The organism is Arthrobacter sp. TJ-266, from assembly GCF_058269115.1.
This window is the reverse complement of the sequence record NZ_JBZCNC010000001.1, coordinates 235067-258048: the sequence shown is the minus strand read 5'-3', so window position 1 is coordinate 258048 and position 22982 is coordinate 235067. Positions and strand designations below refer to the sequence as shown.

Here is a 22982-nt window from a genome sequence, read left to right as displayed (position 1 = left end):
GGAGCACTGACATGTCCCCGCAGCCCGCATTCACCGCGCAGGAGTGGCCCATCGCCACGTGCCTCCACGGGATCCCCACCGTCACACGCGAGGGGGTGGCACTGCACGACGCCGGCGCGGAGGTCTGGGACGAGATGTTCGCCGAGGTGGAGCGCGTGGGGTTCTCACTCGCCGAACTCGCCGACAGCCACGTGCGGCCCGCGGACCTCGAGCCCTCCCGCCGCGACGAGTTCCTCTCGATCACCGCCTCGCACGGCGTCCGGATCCCGTCAGTCCACCTGCAGCGCCAGAGCGTGATCATGCCCGGTCACGAGGAGAAGAACCTCGCCTACGCGCACCGCACCATCGACGCCGCCGCCGCGTGGGGCATGGAGGTCTTCTCCACCGGCCTGCACCAGCCCTTCAGCGATGCGCAGCGGAAGGCCCTGTGGTTCTGGACCGCCGAAGGCCCGAAGGACCCTGACGATCCCGAGCTCTTCGCGACCGCCGTCGCACGGCTCCGCGAACTCGGCAGGCACGCGGCCGACGTCGGGCTGAAGATGTCTCTGGAACTCTACGAGGACACCTACCTCGGCACCGGTGACAGCGCGGTGCGCCTGGTCGAGGAGATCGGCCTCGACAACGTGGGCATCAACCCCGACATCGCCAACCTCATCCGCCTGCACCGCCCCATCGAGGACTGGCGGGAGCTGCACGCCAAGCTCCTCCCCTACGCCAACTACTGGCACGTCAAGAACTACTCGCGGGACGAGGCGGCGGACGGATCCTGGGCCACCAGCGTCCCCACCTCCATGGAGGCCGGCCTCATCAACTACCGCCAGGTGATCCGCGACGCCGTGGACCTCGGCTTCGACGGCATCTTCCTCTGCGAGCACTACGGCGGGGACAGCCTCGGCAACTGCGCCACCAACCAGAAGTACATCCGCTCGCTGCTCCCCGGAGGGAAGACCACATGACGCAGGAACCAACCGGCCGGAGGATCGCCGTCGTCGGCTCCGGTTACATGGGCGGAGGGATCGCGCAGGTCCTGGCACTCGCGGGCCACACCGTCCGGATCGCCGACGTCAGCGCGGAGATCGCGGCGTCGAACCTCGAGCGGCTGCTCACCGAGGCCGACCAGTTCACCGCGGACGGCCTGTTCCCCGCGGATGCCCGGGCCCGCATCGAGGCGAACGTCTCGGCGGCGGAGTCCATCGAGGCCGCCGTCTCGGACGCCGAGTTCATCGAGGAGGCCGTGCCGGAACGCCTCGAGATCAAGCACGAGACGCTGCGGCGCATCTCCGCCGCCGCCCTGCCCGACGCCGTGATCGGCTCCAACACCTCGACCATCCTCATCGCCAGCCTGGCCGAGGCGGTCGAGCGGCCCGAGCGTTTCCTCGGCGTCCACTTCTCCAACCCGGCGCCGTTCATCCCCGGCGTCGAACTCATCCCGCACCCCGGCACCGCCGACTCCGTGCTGCCCATGGTCGAGGAGATCGTCGCGTCCACCGGCAAGGAGACCGCGCGGGTCAAGGACGCCACCGGCTTCGTGCTCAACCGCCTGCAGTACGCGCTGTTCCACGAGGCCACGCAGATCGTCGAGGAGGGCATCGCGACGGCGGACGACATCGACACGATCGTCCGCACGACGTTCGGGTTCCGCCTGCCGGTGTTCGGGCCCTTCGCGATCGCCGACATGGCCGGGCTCGACGTCTACTCGTTCTGCTACGCCTCGCTGCAGACCCGCTGGCCCGAACGTTTCGCGACCCCCGAGTCGCTGAAGAACCTCGTGGACGCCGGACACTTCGGGACGAAGACCGGCTCCGGGTACCTCGATGTGCCGGCCGATCGTACCGCCGAGCTCATCGCCTACCGCAACAGGGCCTACGTGGCCATCAAGAAGCTCATGGACGAGCTGGGCCCCGCGCCCATCCACTGACACCAGCCCCTCCACCCACCCCAGGAGACACCCATGGCATCTGCTTTCCCCGACTCACGGTCCGTCGTCCTCACGGGCGCGGCCTCGCCCCGAGGTATCGGCCGGGCGTCCGCGCACTACCTCGCCGGCCTCGGCTGGAACATCGGCATCATCGACCTCGACGCCGAAGCGGCTCAGTCCGTCGCCGAGGAGATCGCGGCGAAACACGGCGTGACGGCGGCGGGTGCCGGCGCCAACGTGGCCGACGAGCCCGCGGTCCGTGCGGCCTTCGACGAGCTCGAGGCGAAGCTGCCGCAGATGGTGGCCCTCGTGAACCTCGCCGGCGTCTCCAGCCCCGTGCCGTACCTCGAGGTCACTCCCGAGGAGTGGAACCGCGTCATGGGCATCAACATGAACGGCGTCCACTTCGCCACGCGGCGGGCCGTCGAGTCGATGGTCGGGAACGGCGTGGGCCGCGTGGTCAACCTGTCCTCGGTCTCCGCGCAGCGCGGCGGCGGTACCTTCTCGAAGACCGTGTACTCGGCCGCGAAGGCGGGCGTGATCGGCTTCACGCGGTCCGTGGCGCGGGAGCTGGGCGGGCAGGGCATCACGGTCAACGCCATCTCGCCCGGGCCCATCGACACCGACATCATGGGCGGCACGCTCACGGAGGAGCGGAAGACCGCCATGGCGGCCGACGGCGTCCTCCCCCGCATCGGGACGCCGCGCGACATCGCTGCGGCCATCGCCTATCTCATCAGCGAGGACGCCGGCTTCGTGACGGGGCAGACCCTGAACGTCGACGGCGGCCTCTACATGCACTGACATGCGCGACTGGTCGAAGTCCCGCCTTCTGTTCCTCGCCGTCGGGGTCGTCCTCGTCGGCATAGGTCTCTGGCTCATCGTGCCGTCCCTGGTCGGCTAGGAGTCAGCGCAGTCCTCCGCTCCACCCCACGCGTCACCACTTCCGAACAAGGAGAGCCCCATGTCCGCAACGGACGCGGTCAAAGACGACCTGGACAGCCCAGCGCTCGCCTCCGCCGTCAAGAAAGCAGCCCGGCACCTGATGCCGATGCTGATCATCCTGTACTTCGTCGCCTTCCTGGACCGCACCAACGTGGGCTACGCCGAGGATGCACTCGAGATGGACCGCGGTATCAGCGCCGGTGCGTTCGCCCTCGGCGCCGGCATCTTCTTCATCGGGTACGCGATCTTCGAGATCCCCTCCAATCTGCTCCTCAAGAAGTTCGGCGCCCGGTGGTGGCTCGCGCGTATCGCCATCACGTGGGGCATCGTGGCCTCGGCTTTCGCCTTCACCAGCGGCGACACCATGTTCATCGTGCTGCGGTTCCTCCTCGGCGTCACCGAGGCCGGGCTCTTCCCGGGCGTGATCATGTTCCTCTCCGAGTGGTTCCCCAACAAGGTCCGCGTGCAGATGTTCGCGCTGTTCTACCTCGCGCAGCCGTTCTCGCAGATGCTCGGCAACCCGATCTCCGGTGCGCTCATCTCCTTCGGTGACACCTACACCCCGTGGCGCGGCTGGCAGGTCATGTTCTTCACCGAGGGCATGATGGCGGTGGTCGCCGGCATAGCCGCCATCTTCTTCCTGATCGACAGTCCACAGAAGGCCAAGTGGCTGGATAAGGACGAGAAACGGGCGCTCCTGCGGGTCATGGAGGCGGAGGACGAAGTCCGGGCCAGCGACGGTCCGTCGGGCATCGTCCGCGCCATGGGCAACTGGAAGGTCTGGTACTTCACCATCATCTACTTCTGCCTGCAGGTGGCGGTCTACGGCACCACGTTCTACCTCCCGCAGCAGGTCAGGCGCATCATCAGCCCCGACGCCGAGTTCTGGCAGATCGGCCTGATCTCGGCCATCCCGTGGTTCGTGGGCCTCTTCGTCTGCTACTACGTGGGCAAGAACGCCACGACCATCCGGCGCCGTCGCGTCTGGGGCACCATGTTCTACGTGTCCACGGCCGTGGCGACCATCGGTGCCGCCCTCGCCGGGGAGGCGGGCATGCCGGTCCTCGCGATCGCCTTCCTGGTGGTCTCGGTCTCCAGCTTCCTGGCGTGCGGGCCCATCACGTGGTCCTACCCGACGGCGTTCCTGACGGGTACGGCCGCCGCGGCGGGCATCGGCCTCATCAACTCGCTGGGCAACCTCGGCGGCTTCGTGGCCCCGATCATGCGTACCGCCGTGGACCAGCGGTTCGTCACTGAAACGGGAATGTTCGGCACCATGTCCGTGGGTGTCTTCGCCTTCGTTGCGGCCGTGATGTTCATCCTCACCAAGCGCATGCGGTCGAAGTCGGACGCACTGCTCGAGGCCGAGGAAAAGGCCACGGCAACTCCGGGACATTGATGGCCGTCAACGAACAGTCCCTGCTCAAAGCCTTCCCCGCCGAGTACGCCGTCGCGGCGGCCGACGTCGCGGCGGCCGTCCGGCACGCACCGGACGGCCGACGCCGGGTGTTCGTGGTGCTCGACGACGACCCGACGGGCACGCAGTCGGTCGCCGACCTCCCGGTGCTCACGCAGTGGGAGGTCGGCGATTTCGCCTGGGCGTACCAGCAGGGCACCCCGGCGGTCTACGTCCTGACCAACACGCGGAGCCTCGACCCCGCGGAGGCCGCCACCCGTAACGAGGAGGTGGTGCGCGCGGCGCTCGCAGCGGCGGCGGACGTCCCGGCCTCGGGCCCCGCTCCCCTGCGGATCAGCTTCGTCAGCCGCAGCGACTCCACCCTGCGCGGCCACTTCCCGCTGGAGACGGACACCCTCGCGGCCACGCTGCGGGACGTCACCGGCGAGGAGGTCGACGGCGTGGTGGTGGTCCCGGCGTTCCCGGACGCCGGGCGGGTGACCATCGGCGGGACGCACTACGTCCGTGGCCCCGGCGCGGACCGCCTCACACCCTCAGCGGAGACGGAGTTCGCCTCGGACGCCAGCTTCGGATACCGCTCCTCCTACCTGCCGGACTATGTGGAGGAGAAGAGCGGCGGCCGCATCCCGGCGGACTCGGTGATCGTGCTCGACCTCGGGGTCATCCGGTCCGGAGGCACCGCGGAGGCGTCGTCGCGCGCCATCGCCGACGCCGTCGGGCACGCCCGCGCGGGAACGCCGATCGTCGCGGACATCGTGGCGGAGAACGATCTCCGCGCGCTCTCCCTCGGCCTCGACGAGGCGGAACGCCGCGGCTCCTCCCTGCTCTACCGGGTGGGCCCGCCGTTCATGCGGGCCCGCGCGGGCCAGGAGGTGCCGGCGGTCCTGACCGGTGCCGAGAGCTACGACCGGCCGGAGGGCTCCGCGGTCGGCGGGCTCGTCGTCGTCGGCTCGCACGTCGCCGTGACCACTCGGCAGCTCGAGGCACTGACCACGCGGCACCCGAACGCCGTCGTCGTCGAGATGGACGTCGCGCAGCTCCTCGACGCGCGCGCCGAGGCGCACCTGGACGCCGTGGTGTCCGCGGTGGTCGAAGCCCTCGCCGGGCGGGACGTCGTCCTGCACACGAGCCGCTCCCTCGTGAGGTCCCGGTCGCCGGAGGAGAGCCTGCGGATCGCACGCACGGTGTCCGCCGCCGTCGTCGACGCCGTGCGGCGCGTCCTCGCGCTCGCCCCGCCCCGCTTCGTCATCGCCAAGGGTGGCATCACGTCCTCGGACGTCGCCGCGCACGGGCTGCAGATCCGCCACGCCATGGTGCGCGGGCCCATGCTGCCCGGGATCGTCAGCCTGTGGGAGCCCGTGGGCGGGCCCGCGCAGGGCATACCCTTCGTGGTGTTCGCCGGTAACGTCGGAAACGACGACTCCCTCGTGGACGTGGTGCGGAAGCTCAGCGCCGCGTGGACGGACCTGCCCATCACCGAAGCATCGGACGGATCACATGACTGACTACGCGGTAACGGTTCTCGGCCTCGGCGCGATGGGGCTGCCCATGGCCACGCGGCTCGCGACGGGCGTCTCCGTGCGTGGGTTCGACATCGCGGAACCGCGCCTCGCACTCGCCCGTGAAGCCGGCATCCGCACGTTCTCGTCGGCGCGCGAGGCCACCGAGGGGACCGACGCCCTGCTGCTGGCGGTCCGCAACGCCGACCAGCTCGACGAGGTGCTGTTCGGCCCCGAGGGCGTGGCTCCCGCGCTGCGGCGCGGCGCCGTCGTGATCCTCACGAGCACCGTGGGCACCGACGCCGTCGCGAGTACCGTGCAGCGGCTCGCCGAGTACGGGGTCGCGCTCGTGGACGCGCCGCTCTCGGGCGGACCGAAGCGGGCGGGCGAGGGCGATCTGCTCATCGTGGTGGGCGCGGCACCCGAGGCACTCGACGCCGCGCGGCCCGCCCTCGAGCTGCTCGCCTCCACCCTGACCGTGGTGGGCGACCGCCCAGGCGACGGCCAGGCGATGAAGACCGTCAACCAGCTGCTGTGCGGCATCCACATCGCCGCAGCGGCAGAGGCCCTCGCCCTCGCCGACGCGCTCGGGCTCGACCGCGCCGCCACCCTCACCGCCCTCGAGGCGGGCGCCGCGGGGTCCTTCATGCTCTCCAACCGTGGCCCGCGGATGCTCGAGGCGTACGACGACGACGGCGCCGAGGTGCTGAGCCGCCTGGACATCTTCGTGAAGGACATGGGGATCGTCGGCCGTGCCACCCGCGCACACGGTCTCCCTGCGCCCCTCGCCGCGGCCGCCGAGCAGCTGTACCTCCTCGGGCAGGCCCAAGGACTGGCCGCGGAGGACGATTCCGCGATCATCCGGGTCGTCGCGCCGCAGCGCCGGGCGGACTGACGCCGGTTCGTCCGCGGGTCCGTAGCGCTCTTCGGACCTGCGGCTAGAGTTGCCGCGTGGATACCTCCTGGCTGCTCGTGCTCCTCGTCCTCGTGGTCCTGTTCGCGAGCATCAGCATCGTCGGTGCCCTGAACCGCATCCGCGACGCGAGCGAACGCAGCGCGGATCTCCTGGAGCGACACCTCGCGGACTCCGTGAGCCGCGACTCCTGACCGACGCTTCTCCGGAACTCAGCGAGGACGATCGCGCCCTCGACCGACTCCGTACAACGGTGAAGGGGACACACGGAGAGCCGCCGATGCGTCCCTCGTGTCCGGGCGATTACCGCCCCGGTGTGGGAACCGCCGGCTCGGGATCCCTGGTGAGCGTCAGGATCCCGTACCGCATGGCCCCGGTGCGGTACGCGAGGATCAGGCGGGGGATGCTCAGGAGGAACACGCGGTTTCGCCCCCGGACGGCGAGGCGCCGGGTCTCGCGATCGACGATCAGGACCTTCAGGAGGCGACGCGCGCAGATGCTCCACGTGCGCGCCACGCGAGCGCTGACGTCCTCGTAGCCGGTGACGGTGAACCCGGCAGCCACCGCCATCCGCTCGTAGTCCTCGCGCGTTCCCATCGAGGGGAGCCTCCCCTCGCGGCAGATCGGCTCGAGCAGATGGCGTACCTTCCATGGGCCGGCGCCCGTCTCCGCGAGCCAGGCACAGACGACGAAGCGCCCGCCCGGCGTCACCACGCGGTGGGCCTCGGCGAAGAACCGGGGCTTGTCCACCATGTGTTCGCTCGATTCGATCGCCCACGCCGCGTCTGCGCTCCCGTCGGGTAACCCGTTCGCCAGCCAATCGCGAACCTCGATGGTCACCCCGGGTACGGGCAGGGCATCCGCGAAACGGGCCTGCTCGGCGGAAAGCGTGAGGCCCGTGACGCGGATCCCGCGCGTCTCTGCGAGCCGCCGGGCGGTCGATCCGTAGCCGCAGCCGATGTCGACGCACGTGTCACCCGGCGAGAGCTCGAGCCTGTCCCCCACCGCGTCGCTCAGAGCGACGACGGCCTCGGCCGGCGTCTCGCGGCCGGTCGTCCACAGCCCGTGATGAACATGATCGCCCCAGACCCGCAGGTAGACGGGATCGAGTTCGTCGTAGTGGTCCGCGACAGCGACGGCGTCCTGGGAGGTGTCCGGAAGAATCACGCCCTCACAGTACGACGCCGGCCGTCCCCGGTCCACGCGGCCGACTCCTTCGGCGGTATCTCGGTCAGCCTCTCCGCGCCGCCTGGACGATCATGAGCGGTTCCTCCGCCGAGCCCGCGAACGCCGTGCCGTCCCAGTCGCCACTGACGGTGACGACGGCGAGACCCGCCCGGTCGAGGTCCGTTGTGATCTGCTGGAGGCTACGGAACTGCAGGCGTTGCTCGACGTCCACCACATGACCCGCGTCCACGAACTCGTTGTGGCACCGCATCATCACCACGCCGTCGTCGTCGGGAGGCGTGGTGCTGGTCGATTCCCGGAGCCGGCCCGCGACGGTACTGCGCTCGGTTCCGGGATCGTTCCATCCAGCCCACGCCCGCGCTCCCGGGTTCCGGGTCTCGAAGGCGAGCACGCCCTCACCGTCCAGCCCCCGGGCGATGTCCTGCAGCGCGGCGTGCCAGTCGTCGCCGATGATGTGCATCGCGACGTTCCCGGTCATCAGGATCAGATCGCTTCCCCGGGTGTCGATCAGCGCCGACGTGCCGAGCCGCCACTCGACGGCGTCGCCCCGGGGCCGTGAGCAGGCGTACGCGAGCATCGCCGCAGCGGGGTCGATGCCCACGACCGTCCGCCCCGGGGTCGCGAGGGTCACCGTCAGGAGGCCCGTCCCGCAGCCGAGGTCCGTGATGCGGGTCGCGCCGGTACTCGCCGCGAGCGAGCGGTAGTAGTCGTGGTCCCGTCCGTCCAGGTTGTCCGTGTCGTACAGCGCTGCCAGGAGGTCGTCGTCGTACTCGTCGTGGGCGGCGCTCACGGTGGAGGGCACTGCTACGCCGCGCCCTCGCGCGGGAAGACGCCGTCGAGGTAGGCGCCGAGCTCGCGGGGGCTGAAGGGCTTGGGCATGAAGTGATCAGATCCCGCGAGCAGGCACTGCTCCTGCGTGAGATGCGGAGGGCGAGCCGAGATGGTGAGGATGTGGGCGTCGGTCACCGCCCGCAGCTGCGAGCAGAGGTCGATCCCGTCGATGTCCGGGAGGTTCAGGTCGAGGGTGATGAGCGTGGGCTGCACCTGATCCACGAGGCTGCGGCCCTCGGCACCCGTCACGGCCTCGTGCGCCGTGAAGCCGTGGGAGCGGAGCACGATCACCAGGAGCTGACGGATGTCGGCGTCGTCCTCGACCACGACGGCAGCGCGATGCGCGCCGTCCTTCCGCACTACCGACTCCATGGTGTTCGCCCCTCGATCGCAGTCACCCTATCGCGCAGTGGGCTGTCGATCCACCGGAGCGACGCGTTAGAGCCCTCCGGCGAGCCACTCCGACAGGCGAGCGACCGGATACTTCCCCGCCGCCTTACCGTTCCGCGCGCGGCGGCAGGATCGCGACGCAATCTGCGCGAAGAGGTGTGAGGAGTGCTTCGGTGATGTCCTCGAGCTGGTGGGCCTGCGCGGGCGTCAGGCGGCTGAAGACGAGTGTCCGGACTTCTGCGACGTAGCCCGGTTCGATCTCATCGACGACACGCGCGCCCACGTCGGTGAGACGCGCGAGGACCTTCCGCGCGTCCCGGGGATCGATGCTGCGGACGACCAAGCCCCTCGCCTCGAGGCGAGCCACGATCCGCGAGAGATGGGACGGGGTGACGCCGGCGGTGGTTGCGAGGTGTGTCATGTGGGCCTCGCGTTCTTCGGTGAGTGAGAGCCGGCGCAGTACCTGGTAGTCGGCGTGACCCATCCCGGCGACACGTTCGAGATGGGTGTCCAGGGCGACCGGCAGCCACATCATGACCCCGATGAGCAGCGACCAGGCGCGGTCCTCCTGCGCGGGCAGTGCTTCCGGGGAATCCATCCCGCCATTCTAGCGACGCTTGCCATGGCAAGGACCCGGCCGTAGGGTTACTTTCCGTGGCAAGGAAATGTCGTACCCATCGACAGGAGACCCCATGCGCGCTGCACGCTTCCATCACTACGGCGATCCGGACGTCCTCGTCATCGAGGAGGCGGCCGAACCGCATGCCGTCGCGAACTCGGTGCGCATCAAGGTCCAGGCCGTGAGCGTGAACCCCATCGACTACCTGCTGCGCCAGGGCGTCATCCAGCATGTCCTACCGCTCCCACTCCCGGCCATACCGGGACGTGACGCCGTCGGGATCATCGATGAAGTGGGCGAGGGGGGGTGTCCGGCGCGTCCGTCGGCGATCTGGTGTTCGGGCTCGGCGGCGTCAGTGACACCACCGCGGAACTCGCGGTGCTGACGCGGCCAGTACGCGCCCCGTGTCGATCACGTCCTACCCGTCTCCTCCATCCGGCGCGCGCATGCGTTGGCGAAGAGCGGAGCAGGCAAGGTCGTGGTCACGCTGACGACCACGCCGGTGGACGTCACTGCCGTCCTCACTTCGCTCGAGGCCGAGTTCAGCAGGGTGAGCCTCGTGCTGAGGAACGCGATCGACGAGGTGGTCCGCGAACCCGGCTGCATCCGCTACGGGATCACCGAGGAGAGCGAAGGTCGCATCGTCCTCACCGAACACGGTGAGTCACTCACCGGGCTGCTGGCCGAGCCCATCCGGATCGTTCGTTCCGACCGGGCCGCGTAGCCCGATCAGCTGAACTGCACAGCGGCGAGGTCCTCCAGGGTCCTCCAGTACCTGGCGGCGACGTCGAGGTCCTGGGCGTCGTCGGGAACGACGGCGAAACCCGGTAGACCGCTCAGGCCGCGCAGCTGTTTCGGGCCGTAGTAGGCGCCACCGGCAGCCTGTGGTGAGGTGGCCGCGTAGAGCGCGGGAAGTGCCCCGATCCCAGGGTCCTGCCAGAGTGGCCGTACGTACCGGAAGCGCAGACCTTCCGGCGAATCGGGCCCCGGCCCGTCCAGGACGATGTTCGTGCGGCACACACCGGGATGCACGGCGATGCTGGTGATGCCCCAACCCGCGGCCTTGCTGCGGCGCTCACATTCGAAGGCCATGAGCAGCTGCCCGAGCTTCGTGTCGTCATACGCTCGCCCGTAGTCGTAGCTGTCGACCTTTTGGAGGTCGTCGAAATCGATGGAGCCGACCCGCGAACTCGACGTCCAGATGATGCGCGGCGCCTCGGCCTCCTGGAGAAGGGATCGCAGCCGGGCGGACAGCGCGAACGGCCCTCGTGCGTTGGTGGCGAAGACCCGTTCCAGGCCGTCCGCAGACTCTTCGCGGCCCCTGCGCCCCTGCACCCCTGCATTGTTGACGAGCACGTCGAGGCCCTGCCCGGACTCCTCCATGCGTCGGACGAAGAGGCTGACGGACCCCAGATCGGCGAGGTCGAGGGTCTCGGCGCGGATGATGGCCCCCGGGACCTCGGCGCGGATCCTGCGTGCGGCCTCCTCACCACGCTCGCGGTTGCGGGACGCGATCGTCACGTCCGCGCCGGCGGCGGCCAGTGCGAGCGCCTGGTGGTACCCGATCCCGCTCCTGCCCTCGTTCGGGTAGCCGTTGCCACCGGTGACGATCGCACGCCTGCCGACCATCGACGGCATGTCCTCGGCGGTCCAGTCGGGCAGCTCTGCGCCGGGGGCCGTGAGCCGGGCCGCCCCGAAGCCGACGGTGCCCGCCGCAGCTCCGATCCCCGCCATGGTGAGCAACGATCGGCGGGAGAGCTGGCGACGTCCAACGGTCGCGTCGGTGGCTTCGGTGCGGCGCTGTGCTGACGGTGTGGAGTCGGTTTTCATGATCGTGTCCTTCGGTGTGTGTCCGGGGTCGATCGGCGCAGGAACGCAGCGGCTACCGGAGAGTGATGGATTGGACGTGAGCGCTCACGAAGAGGCCGCGGTGAAGAGCGCACGGGGAGAAGGGCGCGCTGGCGCTCCTGAGTGAGTACGGGGAACGGCGACGACGTCGGGTGACGAGCCGCGGAGATCTGCTCCGCCGTCGACGGCGCTGGTGGTCCGACGGACCTGCTCGGGGAAGGCTAGGCGAGTGGCCCGACCGGCCGGCTGAGAGCGTTGATCAGGAAGCGCGAGACGATCTCGGCTTCCGCAGGTCCGATGACCTGCGACGCACTGTATCTGCGGAGCGCTGCCTGCATCACGCCCACCATGAGTGAACGGGTGAGAGCGGGGTCCTCCACCGGCGCGAACTCCCCTGCTTCGACACCCGCTCTGACGACGTCGATGATCAGATCGCCGATCTGATCCCGGAAGGGGATGACGGCGTCGGTCACGCGCTCCTGCCGGAGCGCCCGCTCGATCGTCTGCATCGCGATGAAGGCGCTCGTGCTCCGGGCGTGTTCGGTGAGCAGGACGATCACGATCTCGCGGAGGCGCTCGGCCGGCGTCATCGACGTGTCGTCGGCCCGCTGCGCCACCGCGTCGCCCACCTCTGCACTGCCGCGCCTCGCCGCCTCGACGAGCAAGGTGACGGTGTCGGGCGCGTAGTTGTAGACGGCGGTCCGGGCGATCCCCGACCGTTCGGCGACGTCGCGCATCGAGATGGTCTCGAAGGGGCGTTCGAGGATGAGTTCGTCGACGGCGTCGAGCAGCAGGCTCCAGGTGTGCAGCTTGTGTTCGGCGATCGTCGCCGCTGAGATCTTGGGCATTGATCTCCCCTCTCCGGTCCCTGCCAGGTGGGCATCGCGAGGGCATGGCCTTCGCTCGGTCGATGGTGCGCGCACCGTGCTAGACCCGCGTGAGGTCTCCCCTGGCGATCTTGACGATCGCGAACAGGGCAACGGGTACCACGCTGAAGATGTTGATGATCATCAGTGTCTCATTGAGAGCGGCCGCGTCCCATGGAGCGCCAGTGGGATCCAGGACCGTCTGTGGTCCGCCCCCGGCGATGAAGGTCGTCGTGGAGACGACGGCGAACATCGCGTAGGCCAGGACCGGCTGGAGGTAGGACACCGGCCGCAGGCGGCTCTCCGAACGGGCTGGGCGCCGGGTCTGACGAGCAGCGAGGATCAGGGTGAAGACCTGGAAGAAGGTCCACGTGACGAACCACCACCCCAGGTAGTTCGTGAAGGGGACGCCGAACACCCCTCCCCCGTCCTCCCAGACCCAGATGCCCCGGACGGTCGAGATCAGGGAGTCCGCTCCGACGTCGAACATCGTCATGACGGCACCGGAGAGCGCCGGGAGAGCGAGGACGTTGATCCGTCCGCCATGGGTGCGGAGGTCCAGGCGCTCGTCCGCACGGTCCAGCAGTGCGTTGGTCGTCATCCAGCTGACCCAGCCGATGCCGAAGTAGATGACCCCGATGATCACCGGGACGTAGAACAGCTGTGGCATGAGCGTGTAGTAGTAGTTCCCGAACGGGAACCCCGTGATGATGCTGAGGTTCTCCCAGGCGTTGCTGAGCACGAAGCAGATGGCGAAGAAGGCGAGGAGCAGCCGCCATCCGTACCGGCGGGAGCCCTGGACGACGGCCAGCGCCAGAGCGCTCAGCGAGACGGCCTGAGCAGCCGCGGGCAGCCCGGCCAGCGGGATGATGACGGCGGCAGCAGCAGCCGCCGCCACTGCGCACCATCCGAGGAGTCGACGGACCCTCCCCTCTGATGGTCTGCCAGCGTCTCTCGCCGCTGGCCGGAGTACGTCGGTCGCTGGTTCATGGACTGGTTCGTGGACTGATGCATGCATCGGGATCGTCTCCTCGAGGGGGTGTGCAAGTTATTGACATGTTGTCAGGAAGATAATTACATAGTGTCATGAAGAAGAACAAGAGCCTCCGGACGGCAGCACGTTCCGGGACGGACGCCGGGCGTGACTCTGCCGAAAGTGTCAGCACGAGGACGATCGCCGCCCTCCTGGGTGCCGCCTACACGTGCACGGTGCTGTGGGTGACGCTGCGGCCGATCCCCTGGGCGGCTGCCGGCTCCGAGGGAAACCGGGGGATCCTGGACGCGGGAGCGTGGGTCGACGGGCCGGGATGGACCGAAGGCCGGCCGGTGGAAGTCCTCCTCAACGTCCTGATGTTCGTGCCCGTCGGGATCTCGGGAGGTCTGCTCGTCCGGGGTGTGACCGCTCTGATAGGCCCGTTGGTACTCACCGTCGTCATCGAGCTGGTGCAGATCCCACTCGACCGGATCTCCCATCCTCGTGATCTCGCCGCCAACGCAGTAGGCGCGATCGTCGGACTGATCGTGGTGATGATCCTCCGTCGTCGGCGGGGGCTCCGACGCAGCGCCCTGCAGCCACACCGCGGACCGGCGCCCGTTTCCGAGGGGTGGCCCGAGGGGTGGTCTGACAGACCGTGGATAACCGGTGACGGACACGGTAGACAGAAGGCTTCAGCCGAGGAGGCACAGCATGATCGATCGTGAGGGTCTGAGCTCGTTCCTGCGTCATCGCCGAGAATCATTGCAGCCCGAGGACGTCGGCATGGTGCGGGGTCAGCGGCGGCGGACGAACGGCCTCCGCCGGGAGGAGGTGGCAGCGCTGTGTCATATGTCGAGCGACTACTACGCCCGGATGGAACGTGGCACCGGGCCCCACCCGTCGGAGCAGATGATCGCCTCGATCGCCCAGGGGCTCCACCTGACCCTCGGTGAGCGTGATCATCTGTTCCGCCTCGCCGGGCACACCCCACCTCACAGGGGCACCGACAGTGAGTTCGTGAGCCCCGGGCTGCTCCGGATCCTCGACCGGCTCACGGACACCCCTGCGGAGATCATCACCGAGGTCGGGGACACGCTCCGGCAGACTCCGCTTGGCAAGGCTCTCTTCGGAGACGCATCGCAGCGCAGCGGACCCGGTCGGAGCATCGGGTACCGGTGGTTCACCGACTCCACGGCCAGGGACGCCTACCCACCCGAGGAACGCGACCGGCTGTCCCGCGTCTACGCCTCGGGGCTGCGTCAGCTCGTGGCACTGCGCGGCCCGGGCTCGCGGGCAGCCGAACTCGCCGCGCTCCTCCAGGACGACGCCGGCTTCCGCAGCGTCTGGGACACCCAGGAGATCGGCGTGCAACCACCCGAGATCAAGCGCTTCCACCACCCCTCGGTGGGCCGACTGGATCTGAACTGCCAGACCCTGCTGGATCCGGATCAGTCCCACCGTCTCCTTGTCTACACCGCCGTACCCGGCAGTGACAGCCACGAGAAACTGCAGCTGCTGGCCGTGCTCGGCTCGCAGGTCGTCACGTCCTGATCACCGACGCGTCGGCATCCGCTGTCCGGTTATCCGTGGATCGGCAGGTCCTTCATGTGGCGGAGCAACCGGTGAATCATCGGAGCAGGAACCGGATCCGGTGACCCACCCCTCGAACGAAGGAACGTCCCATGCCTCGCACCCATGACATCACCCTCCCCGACCTGACCGGGAAACTCGCCGTCGTCACCGGAGCGAGCGACGGCATCGGCACCGTCATCGCGACCCGCCTCGCCGGTGCCGGCGCGGAGGTCATCATGCCCGTCCGCAACCAGACCAAGGGCGACGCCGCAGCACAGCGCATCCGCGCCGCGATCGACGGCGCGAAGGTCAGCACCCGATCGATGGACCTGTCCTCGCTGAGCTCCGTCACCTCCCTCGTGGCCACGCTCGTTTCCGAGGGGCGCCCCATCAACATCCTGATCAACAACGCCGGCGTCATGCAGCCGCCCACCCGCCAGGTGACCCGCGACGGCTTCGAGTTGCAGTGGGGCACGAACCACCTCGGCCATGTCGCGCTCACCCTGGGCCTGCTGCCGCTCCTGCGCGAGGGCCGGGCCCGGGTCACCCACCAGACCAGCGTCGCCGCCCGGAAGGGTGAGATGGCCTGGGACGACCTGAACCACGAGCGGAACTACGACGTCATGAAGGCATACCTCGGATCCAAGATCGCCGTCGGCCTGTTCGCCCGCGAACTCGACGCCAGGAGCCGCACCCACGGCTGGGGTATCAGCAGCAACCTCGCACACCCCGGCGTCTCACCGACGAACCTCCTCGCGGCACAGCCCGGCATGGGGCGCGACAGGACACCCGCGTCGCGCCGCCTGATCGGACTCCTCTCCCGCATCGGCATCGCCGGCACCCCCGAGAGTGCCGCTCTGCCGGCTCTCATGGCCGCGACCGACCCCGAATACGGAGGGGACCAGTTCTTCGGTCCCCACCGCACCATCGGTGGGGCACCTTCTGTCCAGGAATTCTGGGCGCCCCTTCGTAACATGGACGATGCCCGCCGCCTCTGGGAGGTATCAGAGCAGCTCGTCGGGACACGGGCGAGTCACTGAGCTCCCGAGGCGGTGACGCGCAGGCGCCTAGGAGGCGGTGGTGCGGCGCCGCACGAGGTAGGTCCCGCCGGCCGCTGCAGCCAGGACGAGCCCGCCTCCGAGAGCCATGAGCCCGGCGTCGTTCGAGGACGGCTCGACCACCGCGCCGGTCGCGGCACCGCCGGACGGCACGGCACCCATCTGCGTCTTCACGAGGGTTCCGCACAGCGCCGGGGCCGTGGCGCCGAGGGGAAGAGCCGCGGCGGGCTCGGGGGTGAGGTCGCTGCGGCTGTTGAACACCTCGGGGGTGGTCGGGGTGGTGGCGGGGGGCTCTTGTGGTGCTGACGCGGTGTTCGCCGTCGAGCGGCACAGCCCCCCGGATCGGCACTCCCGCGTTCCTGCCGCGGTACGCCCTCGTCGGCTTCATGGTGCGTCGCGCTCAGCAGACGCGGCCACCGCGATACCGGGCGGGTCACTCGCTTTACAGGCGGCGCTCCACCCGTGTAGGGGAGCGCACTACGCGGTCGCGCACCGCGGGCACGACGACGGTGATCAGGTGGCGCCGGTCCGCGGCCCGTCCGTCGGCGGCGCCGACGAGCGTCCGCCGTCGTCGTCCGGGCCGCGGTCCTTGCCGTCGTCGTCCGTGCCGCTAGGGACCGTGCCGCTGCGGTCCGCACGGCGATGGTCCTCGCCGTGCGGGTCCGCGACCGCGCGCGCGACGACGTCGTCGAGCTCGTCGAGGGTGAGGAGGTCGCGGCGGAGGTGCCGCGTCCGGTAGCCGGCGCGCCCCACCATGTGCGCGGACACCGGGCTGACGAGCAACTGGAACACCCAGCAGAGCACGAGTACGGGTACCAGGAGCCAGCTGCCGGACTCGACGGCGAGCGCGAGGAGCAGCAGGAGGAGTCCGAGCACCTGCGGCTTGGTGGCCGCGTGCATGCGGGAGAGCAGGTCGGGGAAGCGGACCAGGCCGATGCCTGCGGCGAGGGACATGGAGGCCCCCGAGATGAGGAGCGCGGCGACGACGACGTCCTGGAGCATGGCGCTACTTCCTGTCCGTCACGAAGCGGGCCATCGTCACGGAACCGATGAACCCGATCAGGGACACCACGACGAGCAGGATCAGGTTGTCCAGGTGCCTGTTCACCACCATGTTCAGCACCAGGGCGCCGCCGATGATCGCGAGGACGACGTCGAGCGCGAGCACGCGGTCGAGGATGGACGGTCCGCGGGCCACGCGGTAGAGCGCGAGCCCCGCCGCGACGGCGAGGATGATGCCGGCCACGAGCGCGACGACGCTCATGCGCCCCCCTCCTCTCGCTGCAGCGCCTCGAGGTCCGCGCGCGTGCCCATGATCCGGATGAGCCAGGCCTCGGTGGCGCGGACGTCGCGGCGCACCACGTCGGCGTCGGCCGCGCTCGTCACGTTGAGACAGTGCAGGTAGAGCGTGGAGGTGGAGCGGTCCACCTCCAGCACGGAGGATCCGGGGATGAGCGAGAGCGCGTGCCCCGTGGCGGTGACGAGGAAGTCGGAGTGGCTGCGGAGCTCCACGGCGACGACGGCGTTCCGCAACCTCGGCCCGCGGGCAACGGCGAGCCAGATCACCTGCAGGCTGGCGACCACCAGCTGGGCGAGGAAGCGTCCCACGAAGGCGAGCGCCAGGAGCACGTTGAACCGGCCGGTGAGTTCGACGGGCGGCAGGTAGAACACGTTGACGACCACGTAGGCGATCACCGCTCCGAAGAGCAGGGTGCCGGGGCTGAAGTCCTGCCAGAGCGCTCCCCACACGAGGACGAGCCAGATGACGAGGGGGAGCTCGGTGATGAGGGGGATCCGCTGGCGGGTCATTCGTCCGCCCCCGGTCCGAGCACGGCCTCGATGTAGGGGGTGCGGTCCAGCATCTCCTGCGCGGCCGCGTCGCTGAGGGCGAAGAGCGGCCCGGCCAGGACCGTGAGGGAGAGCCCGAGCACCACCAGGCCGATCGTGGGACCGGTCATGGTGCGCGGCAGCAGGGTCACGGGGTCCTTGCCGGCGAACCGCCCGCTGTCCTCGCCGGTGACGTGGCGTGAGGTGCCGATCATGGAGCCGTCCGCCTTGCTCGCGAGGAGGATGGGGTCCGGCTCGTCGGCGTCGGCCGGGCTCCGCCAGAACGCCCTGTTCCAGACCCGCGCCATGACCAGCAGCGTCAGGAGGCTCGTTGCCACCCCGCCGGCCACGAGCGCATACGCCAGCGGCGTGCCGAGGTCCACGCCGGCCTGGATCAGCCCGAGTTTCCCGAGGAAGCCCGAGAACGGCGGGATGCCCGCGAGGTTCATGGCCGGCAGGAAGAAGAGGATGCCGAGCAGCGGTGAGAGCCTCGCGAGGCCGCCGAGCCTGTCCACGTTGGCGGTGCCGCCCCGCCGCTCGATCAGCCCCGTGACGAGGAAGAGGCTCGTCTGCACGATGATGTGGTGCGCCACGTAGTAGACGGTGGCGCCCAGGCCGATCCGCGTGGAGACGGCCAGCCCGAACACCATGTAGCCGATGTGGCTGACGAGGGTGAAGGAAAGCAGCCGCTTGAGGTCGGACTGCGCGAGCGCCCCGAGGATCCCCACGATCATGGTCAGGAGCGCCACGACCATGAGCAGGGAGTTGATGCGGTCGCCCGGGAACAGGAGCGTCTCGACGCGCACCATCGCGTACACGCCCACCTTCGTGAGCAGGCCGGCGAACACCGCCGTCACGGGAGCCGGCGCCGTCGGGTAGGAGTCGGGAAGCCAGAACGAGAGCGGGAACACCGCTGCCTTGATCCCGAACGCCACGAGCAGCATGAGGTGCAGCACCATCTGCGTGGCCGGATCCACGCTCTCGAGCTTCACCGCGAGGTCCGCGAGGTTCACGGTGCCCGTGGCCCCGTAGATCATGCCGATCGCGATGAGGAACAGCATCGAGGACACCACGCTGACCACCACGTAGGTGACGCCCGCGCGGATGCGCGGCGCCGATCCGCCGAGGGTCATGAGCACGTAGCTCGCGGTGAGGAGGATCTCGAAGCCCACGTACAGGTTGAACAGGTCACCCGTCAGGAACGCGTTGGAGACCCCTGCCACGAGGATCAGGTAGGTGGGGTGGAAGATCGAGACCGGTCCATCCTCGTCGCCGTCGGCCATGCCCTGCCCTGCCGCGTAGATCAGCACCGCGAGGCTCACCGCCGAGGAGACCACGAGCATGAGCGCGGAGAACTGGTCCACCACGAGCACGATCCCGAAGGGCGGCGCCCACCCGCCGAGCGCCACCGCGTGCGTTCCGGTCGCGGGCGCACCGAGGAGCATGACCACCTCGAGGATCAGGGTCACCGAGAGCGTGGAGATGCTCACAGTGCGCTGCGCGCGCGAGTGGCGCAGCAGCAGGAACGTCACGGCCGCGCCGAGGAACGGCAGGACGACGGCCAGCGGCGCGAGATCGGCGGCGATCACGGAGTGCCGCTGTCGTCGCGCTCGTCGCGGTCGTTCCCCGCGTAGGTGCGCGGGTGGTGGTCGGACACCGATTCGAGGAAGTCGGACGGAGCGGCCGCCACATCGGCGTCGTCCTCGTAGTCGTAGCTCGACTGGTCGGCCACGCGCAGGTCCTCGGGATCGTCCTGGACGTCGTCCTTGCGCCCGAGCACCCAGGAGCGGTAGATGATGCCGAGCATGAACGCCGTGACGGCGAAGGTGATGACGATCGCCGTGAGGATCAGTGCCTGCGGGAGGCTGTCCGTGTACTCGGCCTCCGGCGTGCCGGCCGCGTAGAGCGGCGACCGCCCGCCACCACCGCTCATCGCGAGGATCAGGATGTTGGCGCCGTTGCCCATGAGGATCAGGCCGAGCAGCACGCGCGTCAGGCTCCTCTCGAGCAGGAGGTAGATCCCGGCCGCGAAGAACACGCCCATGAGGACGATCAGCGTGACGTTGACCGTCATCGCCTCACTCCCTCGGTGGCGGGCGGCACCAGGGCATCGGCGCCGGCGTCCTCCTCGACGGGGTCCTCGTCCTCGCTGCGCTCGTCGATCTCGGACCCGAGGCTCCGGAGGACGTCCAGCACCAGGCCGACGACGATCACGTACACGCCGATGTCGAACACCGTGGAGGTCACGAACTTCACGTCGCCGATGATCGGCAGCCAGAACTCGAGGATGTAGCTCTCGAGGACGGCGCCCCCGACCACGAGCGGCGCGAGCGCGGTGAGCGTGACGATCGCGAGACCGGCACCGAGGAGCACCCCGGCGCTCACCGGGCTCGCCTCGGCGAGCTCGAAGCGCCCGCCCGCGAGGTAGCGCACGGCCAGGGCGAGGCCCGCCAGGAGGCCTCCCGCGAACCCGCCGCCCGGCAGGTTGTGGCCGGCGATGAGCAGGTAGACCGAGAGCATGATGATGGTGTGGAACAGCAGGCGCGTGACCACCTCGAAGATGATGGAGCGCCGCTCGGGCGCGAGGGTGCGGCCTGCCACGAGCCACGGGTCACGGGAGACGTCGGCGAAGCGCGCCGCCAGCCGACGCGCGGCGTCCTGCCTGCCCCCGGCGTTAAGCGGCTCCTGGCCACGGTCCACCGAGCCGTCCTCGACGCCGTCGGCCCGCTTCCGCCGGTCGTTCCGGCCGCGCACGAAGATGAGGCTCGCCACCCCGGTGGCCGCGATCACGAGCACGGTGATCTCCCCGAAGGTGTCCCAGGCCCTGATGTCCACGAGCAGCACGTTGACGGCGTTCGCCCCGCCGCCGACGTCGTACGCCAGCCGGGGGTAGGCGAGCGAGATCGGCTCGGCGCTGCGGGAGGCCATCGCGGACATGGCGATCACCGCCATGACGGTGCCGAACGCGATCCCGAGGCCGGCACGGAGCAGGCGGTGCCGGCTCTCCGCCCGGCTCCAGAGGCGCGCCGGCAGCGATCGCAGGGCCAGCACGAAGGCCACGAGCACGATCGTCTCGACCAGCAGCTGGGTGAGCGCGAGGTCCGGCGCCCCGTGCAGGGCGTAGAGCACCACCATGCCGTACCCGGTGACACCGACCATGAGCACGGCCATGAACCGCTTGGCCGCACGCAGCGCTGCGAGGATCCCGACCACTATCACGACCGCCACGACCATCTGGGCCGGCGACTCGGCCACCTGGAGGTCCGTGGGCAGGGGCGCGTCGAACAGGATGAGCGCCGTCAGCGGCGTGAGGATCGCGGTCACGAGGATCACGAAGAGGTAGAAGGCCAGGGAACCGCGCTGCGTGCGTCCCGTGATCCACACGGCGACGTCGTCGAGCACGCCGATCCCCGAGCGGTAGACCACCTCGGAGTCACGAACCGCCGGCACGCGGTCCTGGAGCCGGCCGAAGGGCGTGCGGGCAGCGTGGAGGGCGAATCCACCGGCGAGCGTGAGGACCGAGAGGAACAGGGGCAGGGAGAAGCCGTGCCACAGGGCGAGGTGCGGGGCGTCGCCGTCGGACGGGAAGAGCGCCGCGTACGGCTGGACGGCGGCGTCCAGCGGTACGGGCCACAGGCCGAACACCACCGTGGCGACCGCGAGGACGGCCGGAGCGAGCACGAAGGAGGTACGGATCTGCCCCAACGGGGTCTGGCGCACGCCGTGCTTGAGCGCGAAGGCGCCCCAGACGAAGCGCGCGCTGTACGCCACCGTGAGCATGGACCCGAGGACGATCCCGCCGAGCAGGAGCGTCCCCGTGACGCCCTCCTCCGCACGGTGCACGAACGCCTCGTAGACCGATTCCTTCGCCACGAACCCGAACAGCGGCGGCACCCCGGCCATGGAGCCCGCGGCAACGAGCGCGACGGCGAAGAGCAGGGGCGACGTCGCTCCCACGCCGGAGAGCACGCGGAGATCGCGCGTGCCCGCCTGATGATCGATGATGCCGACCACCAGGAACAGCATGGCCTTGAAGAACCCGTGCGCCAGCAGCAGACCCAGCCCCGCGACCGCGCCGTCGCGCCCGCCGAGACCGGTGACCATCACGAGGAAGCCGAGCTGGCTCACCGTCCCGTAGGCGAGGACCAGCTTGAGGTCGTGCTGCCGCAGCGCCCGCCAGCCGCCGATCAGCATGGTCGCCATGCCGAGCACCATGATCACCGGGTACCAGAAGGCGGTCTCGCCGAACCCCGGGGCGAAGCGGGCCACCAGGAAGACGCCGGCCTTCACCATCGCGGCGGCGTGCAGGTACGCGCTCACCGGGGTCGGCGCAGCCATGGCACCCGGCAGCCAGAAGTGGAAGGGCACGAGCGCGGACTTCGTGATCGCCCCGACGAGCACCAGCGCGATCGCGACGTCGATCACGGTGCCACGCGCCGTCAGAGCCTCTGCGTCGGCGAGGATCGTCGAGATCCGGTAGGTCCCGGCGGTCTCCCCCAGCATCACGAGGCCCACGAGCATCGCGAGCCCGCCGAACGTGGTGACGATCAGGGCCTGGAGCGCTGAGCGCCGTGCCGAGAGCCGCGTCCTCGAGTACCCGATCAGCAGGTAGGAGAGGATCGTGGTGAGCTCCCAGAAGATGAACATGAGGATCAGGTCGTCCGCCGTCACGAGCCCCACCATGGCTGCCGCGAACGCCAGGAGCTGCGCCCCGAAGGCGCCGATGTCGTGGTCCTCGCTCGTGAAGTAGCGAGCGCAGTAGAGGAGCACGAGCGCACCGACGCCGAGGATCAGGATGCACAGGACGGCGGCGAGGGCGTCCAGCCGGAAGGCGAACTCGAGGCCGAGGCTGGGCACCCACGGCACGGTCACCGACGGCGGACCGTCCGCCCGGTCGCCGGGGATCTCCTGCGGCGCGGCGAGGACCGCGGGAAGCTGCACCATGAGCCAGACGAAGGCCGCCGCGGGGGCTGCGGCGAGGACGAAGAACGCGGAACGTCCGAGGCGGGCGAAGAGCAGGGGCGCCGCGAGTGCCACGGTGAACATGGCGATCAGTACGGCGAACATGGTGTCTCGATCTTCCGCTGGAGGGACGGTCGGGCTCCTTCCATCCTA

25 protein-coding genes and 1 pseudogene are annotated in these 22982 nt (G+C 69.6%); 12 read left to right on the top strand and 14 right to left on the bottom strand.

The window, feature by feature from the left end:
* Positions 1-11: 11 nt before the first annotated feature.
* From AC4D12_RS01355 to AC4D12_RS01325, 7 genes are all read left to right on the top strand, one after another.
* Entirely contained in the window at positions 12-956 is a 945-nt protein-coding gene (locus AC4D12_RS01355; RefSeq protein WP_490947983.1) for a sugar phosphate isomerase/epimerase family protein, read from the top strand.
* Positions 953-1918 (top strand): 3-hydroxyacyl-CoA dehydrogenase family protein, encoded by a 966-nt coding sequence (locus AC4D12_RS01350; RefSeq protein ID WP_490947982.1) that lies wholly within the window; start codon positions 953-955, stop codon positions 1916-1918. The genes AC4D12_RS01355 and AC4D12_RS01350 overlap by 4 nt, the downstream gene beginning before the upstream one ends.
* Before the next feature lie 33 nt (positions 1919-1951).
* Positions 1952-2722 (top strand): SDR family NAD(P)-dependent oxidoreductase, encoded by a 771-nt coding sequence (locus AC4D12_RS01345; RefSeq protein ID WP_490947981.1) that lies wholly within the window; start codon positions 1952-1954, stop codon positions 2720-2722.
* A 160-nt stretch (positions 2723-2882) separates the two neighbouring features.
* The gene (locus AC4D12_RS01340; protein ID WP_490947980.1) at positions 2883-4262 is read left to right on the top strand and encodes an MFS transporter; all 1380 of its coding nucleotides are present in this window, start codon (positions 2883-2885) and stop codon (positions 4260-4262) included.
* Positions 4262-5785, top strand: coding sequence for a four-carbon acid sugar kinase family protein (locus tag AC4D12_RS01335; protein ID WP_490947979.1), 1524 nt, complete (start codon positions 4262-4264; stop codon positions 5783-5785). The genes AC4D12_RS01340 and AC4D12_RS01335 overlap by 1 nt, the downstream gene beginning before the upstream one ends.
* On the top strand, positions 5778-6674 hold the full coding sequence (locus AC4D12_RS01330; protein WP_490947978.1) for an NAD(P)-dependent oxidoreductase: 897 nt from the start codon (positions 5778-5780) through the stop codon (positions 6672-6674). The genes AC4D12_RS01335 and AC4D12_RS01330 overlap by 8 nt, the downstream gene beginning before the upstream one ends.
* A 56-nt stretch (positions 6675-6730) precedes the next feature.
* Positions 6731-6886, top strand: a complete 156-nt coding sequence (locus AC4D12_RS01325; protein ID WP_490947977.1) for a hypothetical protein — start codon at positions 6731-6733, stop codon at positions 6884-6886.
* Between the two features lie 109 nt (positions 6887-6995).
* Here AC4D12_RS01325 and AC4D12_RS01320 read toward each other — a convergent pair whose 3' ends face one another.
* The 4 genes from AC4D12_RS01320 to AC4D12_RS01305 form a co-directional block, all read right to left on the bottom strand.
* Entirely contained in the window at positions 6996-7859 is an 864-nt protein-coding gene (locus tag AC4D12_RS01320; protein WP_490947976.1) for a class I SAM-dependent methyltransferase, read from the bottom strand.
* A gap of 64 nt (positions 7860-7923) precedes the next feature.
* Positions 7924-8670, bottom strand: a complete 747-nt coding sequence (locus tag AC4D12_RS01315; RefSeq protein WP_490947975.1) for a class I SAM-dependent methyltransferase — start codon at positions 8668-8670, stop codon at positions 7924-7926.
* Positions 8671-8684: 14 nt separating this feature from the next.
* A complete protein-coding gene (locus tag AC4D12_RS01310) occupies positions 8685-9083 on the bottom strand; it encodes a response regulator transcription factor (protein ID WP_490947974.1) in 399 nt (132 codons plus the stop codon).
* Between the two features lie 124 nt (positions 9084-9207).
* Complete coding sequence (locus AC4D12_RS01305) at positions 9208-9699, bottom strand: MarR family winged helix-turn-helix transcriptional regulator (protein ID WP_490947973.1); 492 nt, start codon at positions 9697-9699, stop codon at positions 9208-9210.
* Between the two features lie 94 nt (positions 9700-9793).
* Here AC4D12_RS01305 and AC4D12_RS01300 point away from each other — a divergent pair.
* Together AC4D12_RS01300 and AC4D12_RS01295 are read left to right on the top strand one after the other, a co-directional pair.
* Positions 9794-10107: pseudogene (locus tag AC4D12_RS01300) on the top strand (alcohol dehydrogenase catalytic domain-containing protein); the annotation flags it as partial.
* 91 nt (positions 10108-10198) lie between these two features.
* Positions 10199-10444, top strand: a complete 246-nt coding sequence (locus AC4D12_RS01295; RefSeq protein ID WP_490947972.1) for a putative quinol monooxygenase — start codon at positions 10199-10201, stop codon at positions 10442-10444.
* A 5-nt stretch (positions 10445-10449) separates the two neighbouring features.
* Here AC4D12_RS01295 and AC4D12_RS01290 read toward each other — a convergent pair whose 3' ends face one another.
* The 3 genes from AC4D12_RS01290 to AC4D12_RS01280 all read right to left on the bottom strand — a co-directional run bounded on the left by AC4D12_RS01290 (position 10450) and on the right by AC4D12_RS01280 (position 13332).
* On the bottom strand, positions 10450-11550 hold the full coding sequence (locus AC4D12_RS01290; protein ID WP_490947971.1) for an SDR family NAD(P)-dependent oxidoreductase: 1101 nt from the start codon (positions 11548-11550) through the stop codon (positions 10450-10452).
* Between the two features lie 239 nt (positions 11551-11789).
* On the bottom strand, positions 11790-12416 hold the full coding sequence (locus AC4D12_RS01285) for a TetR/AcrR family transcriptional regulator (protein ID WP_490947970.1): 627 nt from the start codon (positions 12414-12416) through the stop codon (positions 11790-11792).
* A 79-nt stretch (positions 12417-12495) separates the two neighbouring features.
* The gene (locus tag AC4D12_RS01280) at positions 12496-13332 is read right to left on the bottom strand and encodes a carotenoid biosynthesis protein (RefSeq protein ID WP_490947969.1); all 837 of its coding nucleotides are present in this window, start codon (positions 13330-13332) and stop codon (positions 12496-12498) included.
* Between the two features lie 188 nt (positions 13333-13520).
* On the opposite strand from AC4D12_RS01280, the gene AC4D12_RS01275 reads away from it, so the two are divergent.
* The 3 genes from AC4D12_RS01275 to AC4D12_RS01265 all read left to right on the top strand — a co-directional run bounded on the left by AC4D12_RS01275 (position 13521) and on the right by AC4D12_RS01265 (position 16022).
* The gene (locus AC4D12_RS01275; RefSeq protein WP_490947968.1) at positions 13521-14135 is read left to right on the top strand and encodes a VanZ family protein; all 615 of its coding nucleotides are present in this window, start codon (positions 13521-13523) and stop codon (positions 14133-14135) included.
* Positions 14122-14961 carry a helix-turn-helix transcriptional regulator gene (locus AC4D12_RS01270; RefSeq protein ID WP_490947967.1) on the top strand — a complete coding sequence of 280 codons (840 nt, stop codon included), beginning with the start codon at positions 14122-14124 and terminating at the stop codon, positions 14959-14961. Before AC4D12_RS01275 ends, AC4D12_RS01270 begins: the two co-directional genes overlap by 14 nt.
* Positions 14962-15092: 131 nt before the next feature.
* Complete coding sequence (locus tag AC4D12_RS01265; RefSeq protein WP_490947966.1) at positions 15093-16022, top strand: SDR family oxidoreductase; 930 nt, start codon at positions 15093-15095, stop codon at positions 16020-16022.
* Between the two features lie 27 nt (positions 16023-16049).
* Here AC4D12_RS01265 and AC4D12_RS01260 read toward each other — a convergent pair whose 3' ends face one another.
* The 7 genes from AC4D12_RS01260 to AC4D12_RS01230 all read right to left on the bottom strand — a co-directional run bounded on the left by AC4D12_RS01260 (position 16050) and on the right by AC4D12_RS01230 (position 22934).
* A complete protein-coding gene (locus AC4D12_RS01260; protein ID WP_490947965.1) occupies positions 16050-16301 on the bottom strand; it encodes a hypothetical protein in 252 nt (83 codons plus the stop codon).
* 252 nt (positions 16302-16553) lie between these two features.
* A complete protein-coding gene (gene mnhG, locus AC4D12_RS01255; protein WP_490947964.1) occupies positions 16554-17042 on the bottom strand; it encodes a monovalent cation/H(+) antiporter subunit G in 489 nt (162 codons plus the stop codon).
* Between the two features lie 4 nt (positions 17043-17046).
* Positions 17047-17304, bottom strand: a complete 258-nt coding sequence (locus tag AC4D12_RS01250) for an MrpF/PhaF family protein (RefSeq protein ID WP_490947963.1) — start codon at positions 17302-17304, stop codon at positions 17047-17049.
* Entirely contained in the window at positions 17301-17849 is a 549-nt protein-coding gene (locus tag AC4D12_RS01245; protein WP_490947962.1) for a Na+/H+ antiporter subunit E, read from the bottom strand. The genes AC4D12_RS01250 and AC4D12_RS01245 overlap by 4 nt, the downstream gene beginning before the upstream one ends.
* On the bottom strand, positions 17846-19456 hold the full coding sequence (locus tag AC4D12_RS01240) for a Na+/H+ antiporter subunit D (RefSeq protein ID WP_490947961.1): 1611 nt from the start codon (positions 19454-19456) through the stop codon (positions 17846-17848). Before AC4D12_RS01240 ends, AC4D12_RS01245 begins: the two co-directional genes overlap by 4 nt.
* Entirely contained in the window at positions 19453-19941 is a 489-nt protein-coding gene (locus AC4D12_RS01235; RefSeq protein WP_490947960.1) for a Na(+)/H(+) antiporter subunit C, read from the bottom strand. The genes AC4D12_RS01240 and AC4D12_RS01235 overlap by 4 nt, the downstream gene beginning before the upstream one ends.
* Complete coding sequence (locus AC4D12_RS01230) at positions 19938-22934, bottom strand: Na+/H+ antiporter subunit A (protein ID WP_490947959.1); 2997 nt, start codon at positions 22932-22934, stop codon at positions 19938-19940. The genes AC4D12_RS01235 and AC4D12_RS01230 overlap by 4 nt, the downstream gene beginning before the upstream one ends.
* Positions 22935-22982 lie beyond the last annotated feature (48 nt).